17 protein-coding genes and 1 other annotated feature are annotated in these 15,059 nt (G+C 42.1%); of the genes, 11 read left to right on the top strand and 6 right to left on the bottom strand.

Annotation, left to right across the window (positions count from 1 at the left end):
* The first annotated feature begins 85 nt into the window (after window positions 1-85).
* From AAYR28_RS10920 to AAYR28_RS10905, 4 genes are read left to right on the top strand one after another with little or no spacing between them, the layout of a single operon-like run.
* Window positions 86-1,435, top strand: coding sequence for a coproporphyrinogen-III oxidase family protein (locus AAYR28_RS10920; RefSeq protein WP_034280314.1), 1,350 nt, complete (start codon window positions 86-88; stop codon window positions 1,433-1,435).
* The gene (locus tag AAYR28_RS10915) at window positions 1,435-2,691 is read left to right on the top strand and encodes an MFS transporter (RefSeq protein WP_061109324.1); all 1,257 of its coding nucleotides are present in this window, start codon (window positions 1,435-1,437) and stop codon (window positions 2,689-2,691) included. Before AAYR28_RS10920 ends, AAYR28_RS10915 begins: the two co-directional genes overlap by 1 nt.
* Window positions 2,692-2,710: 19 nt before the next feature.
* Window positions 2,711-3,199 (top strand): DinB family protein, encoded by a 489-nt coding sequence (locus AAYR28_RS10910; protein WP_061109323.1) that lies wholly within the window; start codon window positions 2,711-2,713, stop codon window positions 3,197-3,199.
* A gap of 12 nt (window positions 3,200-3,211) precedes the next feature.
* Window positions 3,212-3,355, top strand: a complete 144-nt coding sequence (locus AAYR28_RS10905; protein ID WP_155267113.1) for a hypothetical protein — start codon at window positions 3,212-3,214, stop codon at window positions 3,353-3,355.
* Between the two features lie 50 nt (window positions 3,356-3,405).
* Here the strand turns inward: AAYR28_RS10905 and proC are convergent, their stop codons facing one another.
* Window positions 3,406-4,233 carry a pyrroline-5-carboxylate reductase gene (gene proC / locus AAYR28_RS10900; protein WP_061109322.1) on the bottom strand — a complete coding sequence of 276 codons (828 nt, stop codon included), beginning with the start codon at window positions 4,231-4,233 and terminating at the stop codon, window positions 3,406-3,408.
* Window positions 4,234-4,274: 41 nt separating this feature from the next.
* Window positions 4,275-4,486 (bottom strand) — a binding site (T-box leader).
* Window positions 4,487-4,654: 168 nt separating this feature from the next.
* On the opposite strand from proC, the gene AAYR28_RS10895 reads away from it, so the two are divergent.
* On the top strand, window positions 4,655-5,605 hold the full coding sequence (locus AAYR28_RS10895) for an MBL fold metallo-hydrolase (protein ID WP_061109321.1): 951 nt from the start codon (window positions 4,655-4,657) through the stop codon (window positions 5,603-5,605).
* A 12-nt stretch (window positions 5,606-5,617) separates the two neighbouring features.
* Window positions 5,618-6,394 (top strand): SDR family NAD(P)-dependent oxidoreductase, encoded by a 777-nt coding sequence (locus AAYR28_RS10890; RefSeq protein WP_061109320.1) that lies wholly within the window; start codon window positions 5,618-5,620, stop codon window positions 6,392-6,394.
* A gap of 63 nt (window positions 6,395-6,457) precedes the next feature.
* On the opposite strand, the gene AAYR28_RS10885 is transcribed toward AAYR28_RS10890, so the two are convergent.
* Entirely contained in the window at window positions 6,458-7,786 is a 1,329-nt protein-coding gene (locus AAYR28_RS10885) for a CoA-disulfide reductase (protein WP_061109319.1), read from the bottom strand.
* 188 nt (window positions 7,787-7,974) lie between these two features.
* Here AAYR28_RS10885 and coaA point away from each other — a divergent pair, with 188 nt between their 5' ends.
* On the top strand, window positions 7,975-8,934 hold the full coding sequence (gene coaA / locus AAYR28_RS10880; RefSeq protein WP_024428044.1) for a type I pantothenate kinase: 960 nt from the start codon (window positions 7,975-7,977) through the stop codon (window positions 8,932-8,934).
* A 33-nt stretch (window positions 8,935-8,967) separates the two neighbouring features.
* On the opposite strand, the gene AAYR28_RS10875 is transcribed toward coaA, so the two are convergent.
* The 4 genes from AAYR28_RS10875 to AAYR28_RS10860 form a co-directional block, all read right to left on the bottom strand.
* The gene (locus tag AAYR28_RS10875; protein ID WP_024428045.1) at window positions 8,968-10,203 is read right to left on the bottom strand and encodes an MDR family MFS transporter; all 1,236 of its coding nucleotides are present in this window, start codon (window positions 10,201-10,203) and stop codon (window positions 8,968-8,970) included.
* A gap of 199 nt (window positions 10,204-10,402) precedes the next feature.
* Entirely contained in the window at window positions 10,403-10,747 is a 345-nt protein-coding gene (locus AAYR28_RS10870) for a YolD-like family protein (RefSeq protein ID WP_034280328.1), read from the bottom strand.
* 15 nt (window positions 10,748-10,762) lie between these two features.
* Window positions 10,763-11,995 carry a DNA polymerase IV gene (locus AAYR28_RS10865; protein WP_120208170.1) on the bottom strand — a complete coding sequence of 411 codons (1,233 nt, stop codon included), beginning with the start codon at window positions 11,993-11,995 and terminating at the stop codon, window positions 10,763-10,765.
* A gap of 152 nt (window positions 11,996-12,147) precedes the next feature.
* Window positions 12,148-12,597 carry a YfmQ family protein gene (locus AAYR28_RS10860; RefSeq protein ID WP_024422888.1) on the bottom strand — a complete coding sequence of 150 codons (450 nt, stop codon included), beginning with the start codon at window positions 12,595-12,597 and terminating at the stop codon, window positions 12,148-12,150.
* Between the two features lie 279 nt (window positions 12,598-12,876).
* Here AAYR28_RS10860 and AAYR28_RS10855 point away from each other — a divergent pair, with 279 nt between their 5' ends.
* The 4 genes from AAYR28_RS10855 to AAYR28_RS10840 all read left to right on the top strand — a co-directional run bounded on the left by AAYR28_RS10855 (window position 12,877) and on the right by AAYR28_RS10840 (window position 14,985).
* Window positions 12,877-13,356, top strand: coding sequence for a GNAT family N-acetyltransferase (locus AAYR28_RS10855; RefSeq protein WP_024428048.1), 480 nt, complete (start codon window positions 12,877-12,879; stop codon window positions 13,354-13,356).
* Entirely contained in the window at window positions 13,353-14,327 is a 975-nt protein-coding gene (locus AAYR28_RS10850; RefSeq protein ID WP_034280332.1) for a GNAT family N-acetyltransferase, read from the top strand. Before AAYR28_RS10855 ends, AAYR28_RS10850 begins: the two co-directional genes overlap by 4 nt.
* A 79-nt stretch (window positions 14,328-14,406) precedes the next feature.
* Complete coding sequence (locus AAYR28_RS10845; RefSeq protein WP_024428050.1) at window positions 14,407-14,733, top strand: iron-sulfur cluster biosynthesis family protein; 327 nt, start codon at window positions 14,407-14,409, stop codon at window positions 14,731-14,733.
* 12 nt (window positions 14,734-14,745) lie between these two features.
* Entirely contained in the window at window positions 14,746-14,985 is a 240-nt protein-coding gene (locus AAYR28_RS10840; protein ID WP_061109315.1) for a YqkC family protein, read from the top strand.
* Window positions 14,986-15,059: the final 74 nt, after the last annotated feature.

The following is a 15,059-nucleotide window of genomic DNA, read 5'->3' as shown; positions in this document are numbered from 1 at the left end:
CGCAGAGAAGTGATTTTCTTAGCTTCTCTGTGAATTTGTATGTGGGATAAAAATAGACGAGAGTTGGGTGAGAGAATTGTCAAATATGAAAAGTTATTATGATGAGCATCCGTCTTTATGGAATTTTCTTTATCCTTTTTTTGGCCAAGCGAGCCAAGAAGGAGCACAATCTCGTGTGACAGAATTCATTCAGAAAGAACGAACATTTCAAAAAGGGAAAAACGCTTTATATTTACATATCCCTTTCTGCGATACGATCTGTTCGTTTTGTCCTTTTATTAAATCTACGAAATATGAGCCCATTATCGGAAAGTATATAGATGCTTTAATCAATGAGATGCGTATCTTATCCCAATCCCCTAATATCCAAAAAATGACGTTTGATGTGGTGTTCGTTGGTGGAGGTACTCCTTCCATAATGCCCCCAGAACTAATCTATCGACTTTCGACCGCTATAAAAGAAAATTTCTCATTATCTGCTGATTATGAATGGACATTTGAATGTGAAGCAAAAACAGCTACACCAGAAAGAGTGGCTGCTATGGCTGAAGGTGGAGCCAACAGAGGGAGCTTTGGTGTCCAAACATTAAATGAACACTATCGGAAAATGTTCAACTTAACGGCTAGTTTTGATCAAATCTCTCAGACTGTGGACTTAATGAAACGTCATTTCCAATCTTATAACATTGATTTGCTTTATCAGCTGCCTGGACAAACGAAAGAAGAGATGATAGAGGACATAAATGGAGTGATGTCATTAGGAAGCACAAGTATTGATACGTATCCACTAGAATATATTGCTTGTTCGAAGGGATGGTTATCAAAAATTAACAAAGGCAAGGTGCCAATGCCGCCAAATCCTAAAGAAAAATTTGAGTTTAGTGATACATTATATCGTCATTTAAAAAAGAATGGCTGGCATCAAAATTATGTGTATACGTTTATGGCTCCAGAGCATCAGAATAAACGTTTTCAATATGGCGAAGTGATTTACGGGGGATATGAAGATCAATATATTGGTTTGGGAACAGGAGCGATCTCCTACATGCAAGGCATGATATGGTCAAATGAAGGAAATACGCAAAAGTATATCGAAAGCCTGACGAATCAAGAATTACCTATTGTTAAATCTAGAGAATATCATGCTTTTGATAGAAGACTCGTCTTCTTCCCTAAAACAATGAAAATAGAAAAAACGCATCTCAATCGAATGCCAAAGCGTGAGGAAATCTATCGTAAACTACAACTGCTCATAATGAAAGGAGTAGTTGAAGAAGCGGAGCAATATTTTGTAATCAAAGAAGAAGCGAAGCCATGGTATCCAGCGATCTTAGTTGATCTTATCCCAGAAAAAGAGAGAGAAAATTATGATCAAGCCGTGGAGTTTATGCAAAAAGAGTTAGGCTGGTACGAGTCGACTGAGGTGCTCCTCTAATGATTTCAAAGAAAGAAACGACATCGCTATTCAAAGATCAAAATTTTGTCTGTTTCTTTATTGGGCAAAACTTATCTGCTTTTGGAGATTGGTTTAGAACGATAGCGACGATTGGTTTAATTTATGAGCTTACTGGGAAAGCGACCCATCTAAGCATTCTATTTATTTGTTCCATGCTCCCTCTCATTTTAACATCTATGCTTTTGAGCCCAATTATAGATAAGTTTTCTTACAAAAAAGTTGTGATATTCGCAGATGTGGCACGTTTTATCATTGGACTGGGGTTTGTTTTAGTTGTCACAATGAATGTTACACCGTTTATCCTTTATTTATTATTAGCGTTAAATGGTGCTTTCTCTGGTATATATCTGCCTGCTCGTTCATCTATGATACCTGAAATCCTTGATAAGGAGCAGCTTTCTAAGGGGAATAGTATACTGGCCACATCTTTTAGCGCATCGATGCTCATTGCGACAGGATTAGGCGGGTTGGTGACAGAAATTTGGTCAATTTCCACAATTTATTTAGTAGATGCGCTGACATTTTTATTATCAGCTATGCTGTTAATTCCAATTAAAGCGAAAGAAGCATCGGAAAAAAAAGAGTATGTGTCATATGTTCAAAGTTTTAAAGAAGGAATTAAAGAAATCAAGGGATCACCCAAAATTCAAAGCGCCATATGGATATTGATGTCAAGAGAATTTGCTTTAAGCATCGTTTATGTTTTATTTAGTCTGTATATTTTAGAAGTGGCAAGAGAAGGGAATTTTGGCTTGGGGCTTGGTCATACAATTAGTGGACTAGGGCAAATTATCGGTGGATTTACACTTGCAGCGTACTTCAAAAAAGTGAAATTCTCCTTTCAATTTTATAAAAGGTGGTCTACATTAGCGGTTATATTGCTTGCGATATTACATGCATTGTCGTATCAACAAACGACTTTTATTGGATTTTTGATTGTTGTTTTATTAGCCAATCTATTATATAGCCCAATCGAAGTTTTGTATTCTACTAATATTATGACATATGCAAGCAGTCATTTAAGAGCCCGTGTGTTTTCAGCAGGTCTTGCATTATCACGCATATTTTATATTAGTGGGTTTATCCTCATGGCATTTATCGGAGATTTGATTCCTATACATGTCATCGCTATAGGGATGGCAGGGCTTGTGATAGTAGCAGGTTTGATGAACAGCTTACTGCTACTAAAAGGAAAGCATCAAGATAAATCAAAAGTAGAAATGCATTCACTGTAAAGGAGACGTTGATTGCGTAATGGAAACTGGGAAATTAACAAGAACAGACATCATCACATCGCTTCAGGAAAGTATGAGTGAACTAGAGAAGATAGTGAAGGCTTGTGATGATTACACACTGGATCAATCTTTGGGGGAGGGGAAGTGGTCAATCAAGCAGCTTGCCGGGCATTTGTATGACACAGAAGAAGTCTGGTCAGAGCGGATAGAGCAAGCGATATCAGATGATCACACGCCCTTTCAATCGTATGATCCTGAAATATACGTGAAAGAAAGAGCGTATGAATGGTATAACGCTGACGATATCAAAGCATTGATCAAACGGATGAAAGAGAGAAGAAACAACACGCTTCGGCTATTAGAAAAAGATATTTGGGAACAATCAGGCCTGCATCCGGAAGAAGGAGTGATGACCGTCCAAATATTAGCTGAAACTATCGCTTTACATGAACAACATCATCTGGATCAAATCAAAGCCATCATGTCAATGAGTGAATCACCTACATGAGGAGGTGCTAAAGTGAAGCATCAAGAATTATTAGTTGATGTGAATTTTTATCAGGCACGTGATTCTTTATTAGAACAAGCCATTTCTAGTAAAGAACAGAAAGAACCGAAGTGTGAATCACGCAATTCACACCCAGTGGCCAGCGAGAAAAAATAGAGGGTCATATGTGAAAAAGCACCTGTCATCAAAACAGGTGCTTTTCAATTTCATTTATACGTGCTTGCTGAAAACATTTCGTTTAATTCTGCTGCGCGTTTAGTAGCTGTTTTGACACAATCGACAACGGCTTCTTCAAATTGATAGGCAGCCAGTGTGTTCAGGCCGGCTTCTGTTGTACCGCCTTCACTTGTAATTTCTTTGCGCAGTTGGGCAGGCTCTTTTCCGCTGTCTTGAAGCATATTGGCGGCGCCTGCAATCATTTGGCAAATGAGTAATTTCGCAGTTGCTTGGTCCATTCCAAGTTCCGAAGCTCCTCGCTCCATTCCTTCAATCAAATGATAAATGAAGGCTGGGCCGCTGCCTGCGATGGCTGTCACAGCATTTAGCTGCGATTCATCTAATACTGTGACATGCCCGATTGTTTCAAACAGCTCGACGGCTGTTTTCTTTTGCTCCTCTGTCACTTCATGACTTACGGCAATACCTGTTGCTGACTGCTGAATCGCCGCTGATGTATTTGGCATCGCACGAACGACTGCTGTCTTTCCGCCAGCATAGTGTTGAATCGTTTCAATGGAAATACCAGCTAAAATAGAAATGATCAGCTGTCCATGTAAATGAGGCTGGACTTCAGAAATTCCGCTTTCTGCATCCTTCGGTTTTAAGGCAAAAACGAGAATATCCGCTTCTTCATAAATAAAGGACCGAGCGAAATCCGTTTTGACCCCATAACGTACCTGTAATTCTTCTAATCGTTTTTCATTCGTTTTGTTTGTAACAATGATATCTTCATTCGACATCATGCCGCTTTTTAATAAACCTTTGATCATAGACTCTGCCATTGAGCCTGCACCGATAAATCCAATTTTACTCATAAGCTGCTCCTCCTTGTAGAAAATAAAAAAACCTCTCGCCTGAAAAGGACGAAAGGTTTTTCGCGGTACCACCCTCAATTAGCATGCAAACCTGCATACTCAGCTCTAGTCCCTTAACGCGGGAAACGTTTAGGTTTGCCTAACAGCTCAAAGGGCAGGTTCAGCAAATAAGAGGATGGTGAAGTCTTTCAGCCGGCGGACCTCACTCTCTTGCATCGTTATTTTGCTTACTAATCCTTATCATCGCGCATCATATATTTGTTGTTCATTATGCAACGATGGACAAGTTTATGTCAATAGGGCAGTTTAAAAAATTGCCCATCTAAACCGCATGACAGTCTGCCTTTTGCAAGATACAATGAAGTATGAAGGCTTAAGTACCCACAATCATGAGTCAAAAAGCAGGAGATGACGTATAAAAGTGAAAGAAAACATCATTCAATTATCCATCCCGACGCCGTTTGCTGTTGGGGATGTGTATGCATATGTATTAAAAGGAGAGGCCGTCACCTTAGTAGATTGCGGGCCGATGACAGAAGAGGCAGAGCATGCTTTTGTCACGCAATTAAAGGAACATCGTTTATCGATAGACGATATTGATCAAGTGGTGCTGACCCATCATCATGCAGATCATGTCGGTCTGTTAAATCTGATGAAACCTCATGTCCGTGTGATCGGACACCAGCTAAATGAGCCGTATATTAGTCAGGATCCAGTCTTTAAGCAGCGCCAAGTGGACTTTATGATTCCTTTTTTTCAGCAGTTAGGTGTCCCGCTTCGGCAAAATGAGTGTGAAAAAATGGTGAAGCAATCTTATACATATTCTTGTACTTCACATGTAGATGAGATCATAAAAGAAGGTGATCGTTTAAGCGGGCATGAACACTTCTTTGTGATGGAAACACCCGGACACGCACAATCTCATCTTTCTTTTTTAGATGAAAGAACGGGGAATTTTATTGGCGGCGACCTGCTTTTGACGACCATTTCTTCAAATCCGTTAATGGAAGCACCGTATGTAGGCGAGGAACGTCAAAAATCACTGCTTCAATATAAAGCATCACTCAATCGGTTATTGCGTCTGCCAATCAAGACGATTTATCCAGGACACGGTCAGCTCATCACGTCCCACCATGAATTGATTGAAGAAAGATTTAAGAAACAAGAGAAACGAGCAAATACGATGTATCAGCTGCTTAAACAAAAAGAAATGACGGCCTTTCATCTTTGCCGCAAGCTATTTCCTGTGATGTATGAAGAGGCCTTGTTTTTAACGATGTCTGAGACAGTCGGTCAGCTGGATGTGCTCTTAGAGGCTGGGCAAATTGAAGAAATGCCAAAAGACGGAATCGTCTATTACAGAGCAAACTAAGGAGTGAAACGCATGGGGCGATTGACAGGAAAAAGGATTTGGATTACTGGCGCATCTGGGGGCATTGGTGAAAAAATGGCGTACTTGGCAGCAGAAGAAGGCGCAGAAGTCATTATTTCAGCAAGACGAGTGGAAAAGCTTACTAGTGTGAAAGAAAAAATTATGAGTGCTGGCGGGGTGTGTCACATCGCTCAGCTTGATGTCAGCCAGCTTGAGGACATTGATCGCGCGTATGAAGAAGTGGGGCCGGTCGATATTTTGGTCAACAATGCCGGCTTTGGCGTATTCGATCTCGTCGAAGATGCCTCCATAGAGGAAATGGTGTCGATGTTTGAGGTGAATGTGTTTGGCTTAATCGCCTGCACGAAAAAGGTCATCCCTGAGATGAAGCAAAGAGGGCAGGGACATATTATCAATATTGCATCTCAGGCAGGAAAGATTGCGACTCCCAAATCTGCTATTTATTCCGCATCAAAGCATGCCGTTCTTGGATTTTCAAACAGCCTCAGAATGGAGCTGGCAGACTCAGGCATTCACGTGACAACGGTCAATCCCGGACCGATCGCCACAGACTTCTTTACCATCGCTGACCGCAGCGGTGAATATGTGAAGAACGTTGATTTTATGATGCTGAGTGCGGACAAGGTGGCAGGGAAGGTCGTATCTGCCATGATGACGAAAAAGAGAGAGATTAATCTGCCCGGCTGGATGAACGCTGGCAGCAAATTGTATCAGTTATTCCCATTTTTATTTGAAAAAGCAGCACGAAAAGCGATGATGAAAAAGTAACAAAAAAGAAACCGGTTTTGAACTGGTTTCTTTTTTTGAGGTAAGGCTTCATTGTGACACTTTCTATATCCGTCTTGCCGCTTGCTGAAGCGGGTCCCATACACTGTTAAAAGGCGGTGCATAGCTAATATCTAAATCTTCAAGATCTGTTATGGTCAGCTCTTGGTAAAGGGCAGCCGCCACGATATCGATCCGTTTATCTACACCGTTTCTGCCGATGATTTGGGCACCAAGCAAGGTATGGTCATCGCTTCTGTAAATCAGTTTCACTTTCATTTTCTGCGCTTCTGGGTAATACTTCGCGTGATCTGTACTATCAATGGTGATGACGGAGAAAGGAATGTCTGCCTCTTTTGCTTCTTTTTCTGATAAGCCTGTTCGTCCCGCTGTCACGTCCATAAATTTCATGACGGCTGTTCCAGTCACGCCTTGAAATGCCCGGTTTGTTCCTGTCATATGAAATCCTGCGATTCTCCCTTGTTTATTCGCAGTTGTGCCAAGCGGAATATAATCCAGTGATTTTTTGATGCGGTGATAGGTTGCTGCGCAATCACCGGCAGCATAAATGTCTTTTATATTGGTTTGCATGTATTCATTTACTGCAATAGCGCCATTTTGAAGACGCTTGATTCCGGTATGATGTAAAAAGGAGGTTTGCGGAGTGACACCGATGGCCATGATGACCATATCTGTTTGAATGGTTTGTTTGTCTGTGATAACAGCTGTGACATGTGACTTGCCTTCTAATTGCTGTACCGTTTCTCCGAGCGATACGTGAATGCCCTTGGCGTCAGCCTCTTCTTTAAGGTGTTTTGCCATATCGGAGTCAAAGCCCGGGCCGAGTGCTGCTCCCCGCTGAATGATATGTACGTTTTTTCCGAGCGCTTTTAAATTTTCAGCCATTTCAAGACCGATATATCCACCGCCAATGATCGTGACATGTGTGACGTCCTTTTTTAAATGGTCTAAAATGGACAGCGCATGCGGGATGGTTTTTAATACGTGTACGCCTTCTAATGGCTGACTGTCTAAATCCAGTGTGACAGGGCTTGCTCCTGTCGCAATTAAGAGGCGGTCATAGCTTTCTGTAAAGGGTTCTTTTGTTTTCGTATGATGACCCGACACTGTTTTTTGCTCTGGGTCAATAGAGGTCACTTCGTGTAAGCATCTGGCGTCAATTCCATATTTCTCGCGAAAGGTTTCAGCACTGCGTGCGATCAGCTTTCTGTGATGATCAATGAGACCGCCGATCAAATAGGGGAGTCCGCACTGTCCATATGAGAAAATCTCTCCTTTTTCAAAAGCAACAATGTGTGCATCTGGATCCTCTCTATATATTTGCATAGCGCAGCTCATTCCTGCTGCGTCTCCGCCAATCATCACATATTTCATTTGGTTTGCTCCCTTCTATCTATCGTACTGAATACTCTTATTTACCCTCATATTCCTTTTTTTAATGCTTTTTTTTGCAAAAGAAGTAAACTTTCGTTGAAAAATAAAGACAGCGCCTTCATTTTAAGCTACAATCGGATTATCGTCTTTTTGGGTTACGAGTTTAGTGAAGATTGGTGGGAAAGACTTTGAGTGACACGAGACTAGATTTTAATACGCTATACACGCGCCATACGAGAGAGGCTTGGGCAGCTCTTGGAGAATATATGCCGGTATCTGTTTCAGAAGAGGAAGCGAGAGCGCTGCAAGGGTTAAATGACTATTTATCGCTGGAAGAAGTTCGAGATATTTACATACCGCTTATTCGTTTTTTGACATTACATGTCTTTGCAGAAAAACAAAAAAACCAGCATGTGAATGCCTTTTTAAACTACCCGCACCATGCCAAAATTCCCTTTTTAATTGGGATTGCTGGAAGTGTAGCTGTCGGGAAAAGCACAACGGCTCGTATCATTGAAACGCTTTTATCGAGGCTTGGAGATGGGCTGAAGGTGAGTCTTGTGACAACAGATGGCTTTTTATATCCTCAAAAAGAATTAAAGGATCGAGGGCTGATGGAAAAGAAGGGCTTCCCGGAAAGCTATGATGTCAAAGCCCTGCTGTCTTTTTTGAATGAATTAAAATCAGGTAAACAAACTGTGCATGCCCCGGTATATTCGCATCTGACCTATGACCGGCTAGAAGGGGTGTATGAAACAGTAGAGGATGCGGATATTGTCATTATTGAAGGAATCAATGTGCTCCAATCACCAGCGCTGGATGATCTGAAGGATGAACCGCGTGTGTTTGTATCAGATTTCTTTGATTTTTCGATTTATGTAGACGCCGCTGAAACGCAAATTCAATCATGGTATAAAGAACGATTTCGTTTGCTCAGGGAAACAGCCTTCCAAGACCCTGAATCCTTCTTTCATCAATATAAAGATTTGACGGATGAAGAGGCAGATCAAATGGCAAGCACCATTTGGAATACCGTGAACCGCCCAAATTTATATCAAAATATTTTACCGACAAAATATCGGGCTGATCTCATTTTGAAAAAAGGGGATCAGCACAAGGTGGAAGAGATCGCCATCCGCCGGGTATAAAGAAAAAACCGCTCAAACGAAAGAGCGGTTTTTTTAATGATCTCCACTTACTTTAACAGCTATGGCTGCTGCCGATCGCTTTTTTAGACGGTAATATCCAATGAGTAAAAATGGAACGCCTGCGATGGTGATCATTGACAAGACCGTAAAAATGGAGAGGGGATGGGCTGCGCCAAAATAGTCAATGCACAGTCCGCCGACAAATGGTCCGATGACGCTGCCGAGCTGAGAAAATCCCATCGCCCCAAAGTACGATCCCTTCACTTCAGGCTTTGCAATATTGTCTACAAAAAGATCCATCATCGCAAACAGCAGAACCTCCCCAATCGTAAACACGACAATGATGAAAGCAAGCATGCCGAGACTCTGTGAAAAAGCAATGGCAAACAAACTGCCGGCAAGAAGAATATTCCCGGTGGTCAGCGACAAAATGGTGGAGTAGCGCTTCGCAATCATGATGAGCGGATATTGTACAACAATGACAACCACTGCATTTAAAGATAAAAGATATCCAAACAGTTTAGGACCATCCTCAATCATAGGTGACGCTGATAAGTATTGAGGCAGCGTTGAGCTTAAATGCGAATACCCGAACGAACATAAGGTAACGCCGATGAGGATGATGCTAAAGACCGTATCTTTTTGGATAATGGAAAGGGCTTTTTTGACGCTGATTTGTTTCGTACTTTCTGGAGCAGCAACTGGATGCTTCTGAAATTGCCAGGCCAGTGTTAATCCATATAACAAATAAATGAAGGCAGCGACAAGAAATGGAAATGTTGTTTTCGATGATCCTAGATATAAGCCAAGCAGCGGGCCGAAGATCACCCCGATATTAATGGCCGTATACCGTAAATTAAAAACAAACAACCGAATACTTGATGGGGTGACATCGGATAAGAGTGCCTTAGACGTCGGTTCAAACAGTGCCCGGCACAGTCCATTTAAAGCGTTCATGAGAAAGAAGACCCAAATGGCATCTGCAAACGCAAAGCCAACAAAGACAAGTGTCCAGCCGAAGATGGATAGAAGCATGACCTTTTTCCTGCCGATTCGGTCAGAAACATAGCCGCCGTAAAAACTCGCCACGATCCCAATAAGGGAGCTGACGGCAATGATTAACCCAGCTGAAGAAGCTGAAGCCCCTTTGACTTGTGTCAAATAAACGGCCAAAAAAGGAATGCTCATGGACGTCGCCATTCGGCCGAATATGGTGCCGATGATGATCGTCCAACTAAGTGGATGTAAAGTACGTAAGTTATTTTTCATGCTGTTTCTCCCCTGAGTGTTAAGATGTTCCAATCATACATGAAAAATTGTGCAAATTAAATACACAATTTGATGGAGGAGACATCCGCCATAGGACAGAGGAGCCCCAAATAGCTCGCAAATTTGGAGAGCATGTTTTTTTCTGCCGATGCTTCTATGTCTTTTAGTATGCTGATTCGTACGATCACTTAAAGACAATTTAATCAAGATCAATCGCGACAATTTGCTGCAAGGACAGGTGGAGAACATCTTCATCATTGACGATTTTTATGCGCCGGGTTTCATAATGAATGGCTTTCACCCAGCCCCAAAACTGCTGTTTCATACCTGCCGCAGCATATGTCACGCAAATCGCTTGGTCCTCTGTAATCGACTGTGTGATCAAAAAATTCATTTCCTCTAGCTGATCAGTACTCAGCGGAGGAGGCGTGTATTCTTTTTTCTTCCGTTTTTGAGCAAGCAGCTGTTCACGGTGCTCTGGGAGCATCATTCGGCTTGATTCCCACATGATGTTGTATCCAGGTGTTAATTTATTGGGATTCATGGCTGTTCGCCTCCGTTATTTGTAATGTCCACCAATTTTTTCGGCGCGGTGATACGCCTGCCCTGCGCTTGTTAGTGACGAAGCGTGCAAGAGTGCAGCAGGTCCATACTTCATATGGATCGCATCAAATACTTTGCTGAGTCTGTCTTTTTTTAAATGGTGATCAAATAAACTCAGCTGATATTGGCTGTCAGGCTGCAGCTGCGAGAGAGTAATACCTACACTGCGAATGGGCTGGCCGTCCCAGTGCTGCTGGCATAGCTGAATAGCTGCTTCTGCAATATCTGTCCCGTACTGTGTGGGTGAATGGAGCTTGATTTGTCGATGAAATCCAGTCGGATGAGAAAAATCAGCGCCTCTTACGCCAACAGACACCGTTTGCCCAACATAATGCTTAAAGCGCGCACGTCTTGCCACTTCTTCACTCAATTCAAGAAGGGCGACTTTGATGTCCTCAAAGGACGCATAATCATGGGGAAGGGTCATATGATGCCCAACCGCTTTTTGCTGATCATGTGTGTGAAGAGTGACCGGGGAAGGGTCGTGTCCTAAAGCAGTTCGCTGCAGAAGCTCCCCGTTGATTCCCCAGCGTTTTTTTAGCCGGTCTAACGGATAAGCAGCAAGTGTCCCGATGGTACTGATGCCCATTCGTTTTAAGTGGTGCTCCATCCGTTTGCCGACACCAAATAATTTTCCAACCGGAAGCGGCCATAAATCAGCCGCAACCCGGTCTGCACGAAGTTCATAGATGCCAGATGTGTTTTTTTTAGCAAAATGGTCACAGGCCATTTTAGCGAGCACTTTATTAGGACCAATACCAACACGTGCGTAAATGCCCGTCTGGTTCATAATGGTCGTTTGTATATTTTGAGCGATCTCGCGGGGTGAACCGAGTAGTGTCACACTCCCCGTAATATCGAGAAACTGTTCATCAATTGAATAGGGTTCGACAAGATCTGTGTATTGTTCCAGCAGTTCTGTCATCATGACAGAGACATCAAGGTAGCGCTGCATACGTGGACGTACAACGACGGCTTCAGGGCATTTCTCCTTTGCTTCCCATAATCTTGATGCATTTTGTACGCCCCGTTTTTTAGCGAGCGGGCAGGCCGCAAGTACGACCCCGCTCCGCCGCTCGGGATCTCCTGAAACGATGAGCGGCACATCCTTCAAATGGGGAGCCTCCACTTTTTCGACTGACGCATAAAACGACTGCATATCCACAAGCAGAATGGCTCGTTCATTCATGATTTTCACCTCTTAGAACGTATGTTCTGTATACATTTTAACCGGCAGAAGGTGAAATTGATACTGGTAAATCATTCAAAGAGAAGAGTGTAAATCCATACAAAAAAGACGAAGTGTCTCCACTTCGTCTCATCTGGGTAAAATGAGTCATTTTAAGCATGTGCCAAGTTGTTGGATGTTTGGAGCGGCTCAGAACGCAAACGATAGGCCGTTAGTTTTTTCTTAGGCTTATGGGTAAACTGCCGCACCACATCCACGTGGTCATCGTAATGATACAGATAAAGGGTTACATCATGCTTGCCAAGCTTTGTTTGCATGGTAAGCGGCGCCGGTCCTTCCTGTGGATGAAGAAAACGCTCTTCATCACCAGGGTAAATATAGTAGCGTTCAATAAAGATCGCATCATTAAAATGTTGAATAATTTCAGATGTTTGCTGATCATCGAGTGGACGTCCTTGAAACGTCATCGTTGTTTGATCACTTGTTACTTTTGCATGCACCGCATAACGACTAAAAAGGCGTTCAACAACACCCGAAGGCAGCGAAGTGACAAGCAACTTTAAAAGACTAAACACAACAAGTGAAGTAACAATCCAAACCAATATCATCATCTCCAATAAACGTTTGTTCCATTTCCTATATGATCCATCTTAACATAACAAAAGAATAAAACTTTCGCACAAAAAGTGAACTTTTTGAAATAAGTGTGAAGATTTAAAAGGAGATGACAGCGAAAGAACGAAGAACCAACAAAGCTGAAAGGAAAAAAGGCTGATACATCACCTTTACAAACAATTGATCAGACAGGTAGACTATTGAAACAGTTGATTTTTTGTGAAAAAAGAGCGGTACAGCTAAAAATGAAAAGGGGCGAGGTCATCATGATACGTCAAGTAAAACCGTCAGATTTTTATGCGGTCACATCAGTCATTCAAAGCTGGTGGGGAGGCAGAGATTTGCGCGCAAAATTGCCAAAGCTATTTTTCGAACATTTTCAGCAAACAAGTTTTGTTGTTGTTGAAAAAGGTGAACTGATCGGCTTTTTAGTCGGTTTTTTATCGCAATCACATTCAGATGAAGCGTATATTCACTTTGTCGGGGTACATCCAGACCACCGGAAATTAAAGATTGGCAAAATTCTCTATCAAGCGTTTTATGAAGCGGCTGAAAAGGAAGGAAGAACGACGATTAAGGCCATCACAGCTCCTGTCAATAAAGTCTCGATTGCTTACCATACAAAGCTCGGTTTTCAGATAGAAAAGGGAGATAAAACAGTGGATGGCATTTCAGTTTTTTCAGATTACGACGGCATTCATGAAGACCGGGTGCTATTTGTGAAAAAGCTGGAGGCGAAAGCATGATCATCAGACTGGATCAAAAAAATAAAGAAATAGCAAAAGAGCTGTTACATATACAATTAGCCGCATATCAGCGGGAGGCAGAACAAATTGGCTATCAAGATTTACCGCCCTTAAAAGAAACGGTTAAAGACATAATAGAAACAGATGAGATTTTCATAGGATTTGAAAAAGAGGGGCATTTGTTAGGGATCGCTTCATATGAACTACATGACGATCGGATCATCCTCAGCCGGTTAGCTGTGCACCCACATCATGTCAATCAAGGAATCGGGACAGCGCTCCTGCAATCCATTATCCAGCATCAAAAAACAATCGAGCTCACAACAGCAGAGGCAAATACACCAGCAATCAAGCTTTATGAAAAATTAGGGTTTAAACAGAAGGCCCGTTTGCAGGTGGAAAACAATCTGATGTTAACAAAGATGGAACGTTTGATGCTTCGAAAGGTGGAAGTGATTGAATACCAATCGAGCTGGCCAAAACAATTTCAAGATGAGCATGACAAGCTGAAAAAGATAGTTGGCGACAACTGGGTATATGGCCACCATATTGGCAGTACGTCAGTCATAGGAATGGCGGCTAAGCCAATTATTGATATCTTGCTAGAGGTGAAGCATATCAGCAGCTTAGATGAGTGTAACCATCTGTTTCGCCAGCTTGGATATGAACCGCTCGGAGAAAATGGACTCAAGGGAAGACGTTTTTTTAGAAAAGGCGGCTTGAACCGAACACATCACGTTCACGCCTATGAAGCCGGACATGATGATGTAAAAAGGCATTTGGTGTTCCGAGATTATTTAAAAGCTGCACCTGACCGTGCCAAAGTCTATGCAGATAAAAAGCGTCAATTGGCAAAAGCCTATCCTGAAGATATGGCAAGTTATATCAAAGGAAAAGATGAGCTCATTAAAGAAATTGAACAAGAAGCGTACAATTGGTCAGACCAGTTAAAGACAAATGATCAGACATAAGAGCTGACAGGGCGTGAACATGTTTAATTGATGACTGATATGTTACAATGTAACAATCAACGAAAAAAGGATGTTCGGCATGTATATTCATATAACAGAACCAGCAGCAGCGTTCCTTACAAAACAACAAGCAGGGCATGAAACAAAAGAACTGCTCCTTCGATATGATTCAGATGGGTGCGGCTGTGCGGTAAGCGGTGTCCCAATGATTTGGCTCACAGGCGAAAGAACAGGCGAATGGGAAGAACTCAAGCATAATCAGCTCTTTAAGCTGTACATACACACAGCACAAAAGGTCTTTTTTGACGAGGAAATGACGATTGATTTTAACGAAAAAGCCAACACACTCATGTTGAAAAGTCCTCAACAAATACTCAGCCCGAGAATGGGTATACTTGTAAAGTAAGGTGGAAATGTAGTGGATCAAAAGCTAAAAGCAATACAAAATACGGCACAAAATAAAACATGGGTGTCGTTTTTAAATAACAATCATCCCTATAGCCTTTTGCACTGGTCAATAGGTGGAATGGATTCGGTGAAAAAGGACGTTTGGCTTCTTCAAGATGAAGTCACATTTGAAACAGAAGAATTTCCAACGCTCGATTTAGCTGTCAATTGGATCAAAGAGAATATGGACCAAGTAACAGATGTATTATAAAAGCCCTTTTTCGAAAGGGTTTTTTTCGTGCGTTCATCATCTCATCACACCGCATGGCTGTCTAATCCGGAAAA

Source organism: Bacillus safensis (assembly GCF_039619585.1).
GTDB lineage: Bacteria > Bacillota > Bacilli > Bacillales > Bacillaceae > Bacillus > Bacillus safensis.
This window is presented reverse-complemented; position numbering and strand designations above follow the sequence as displayed.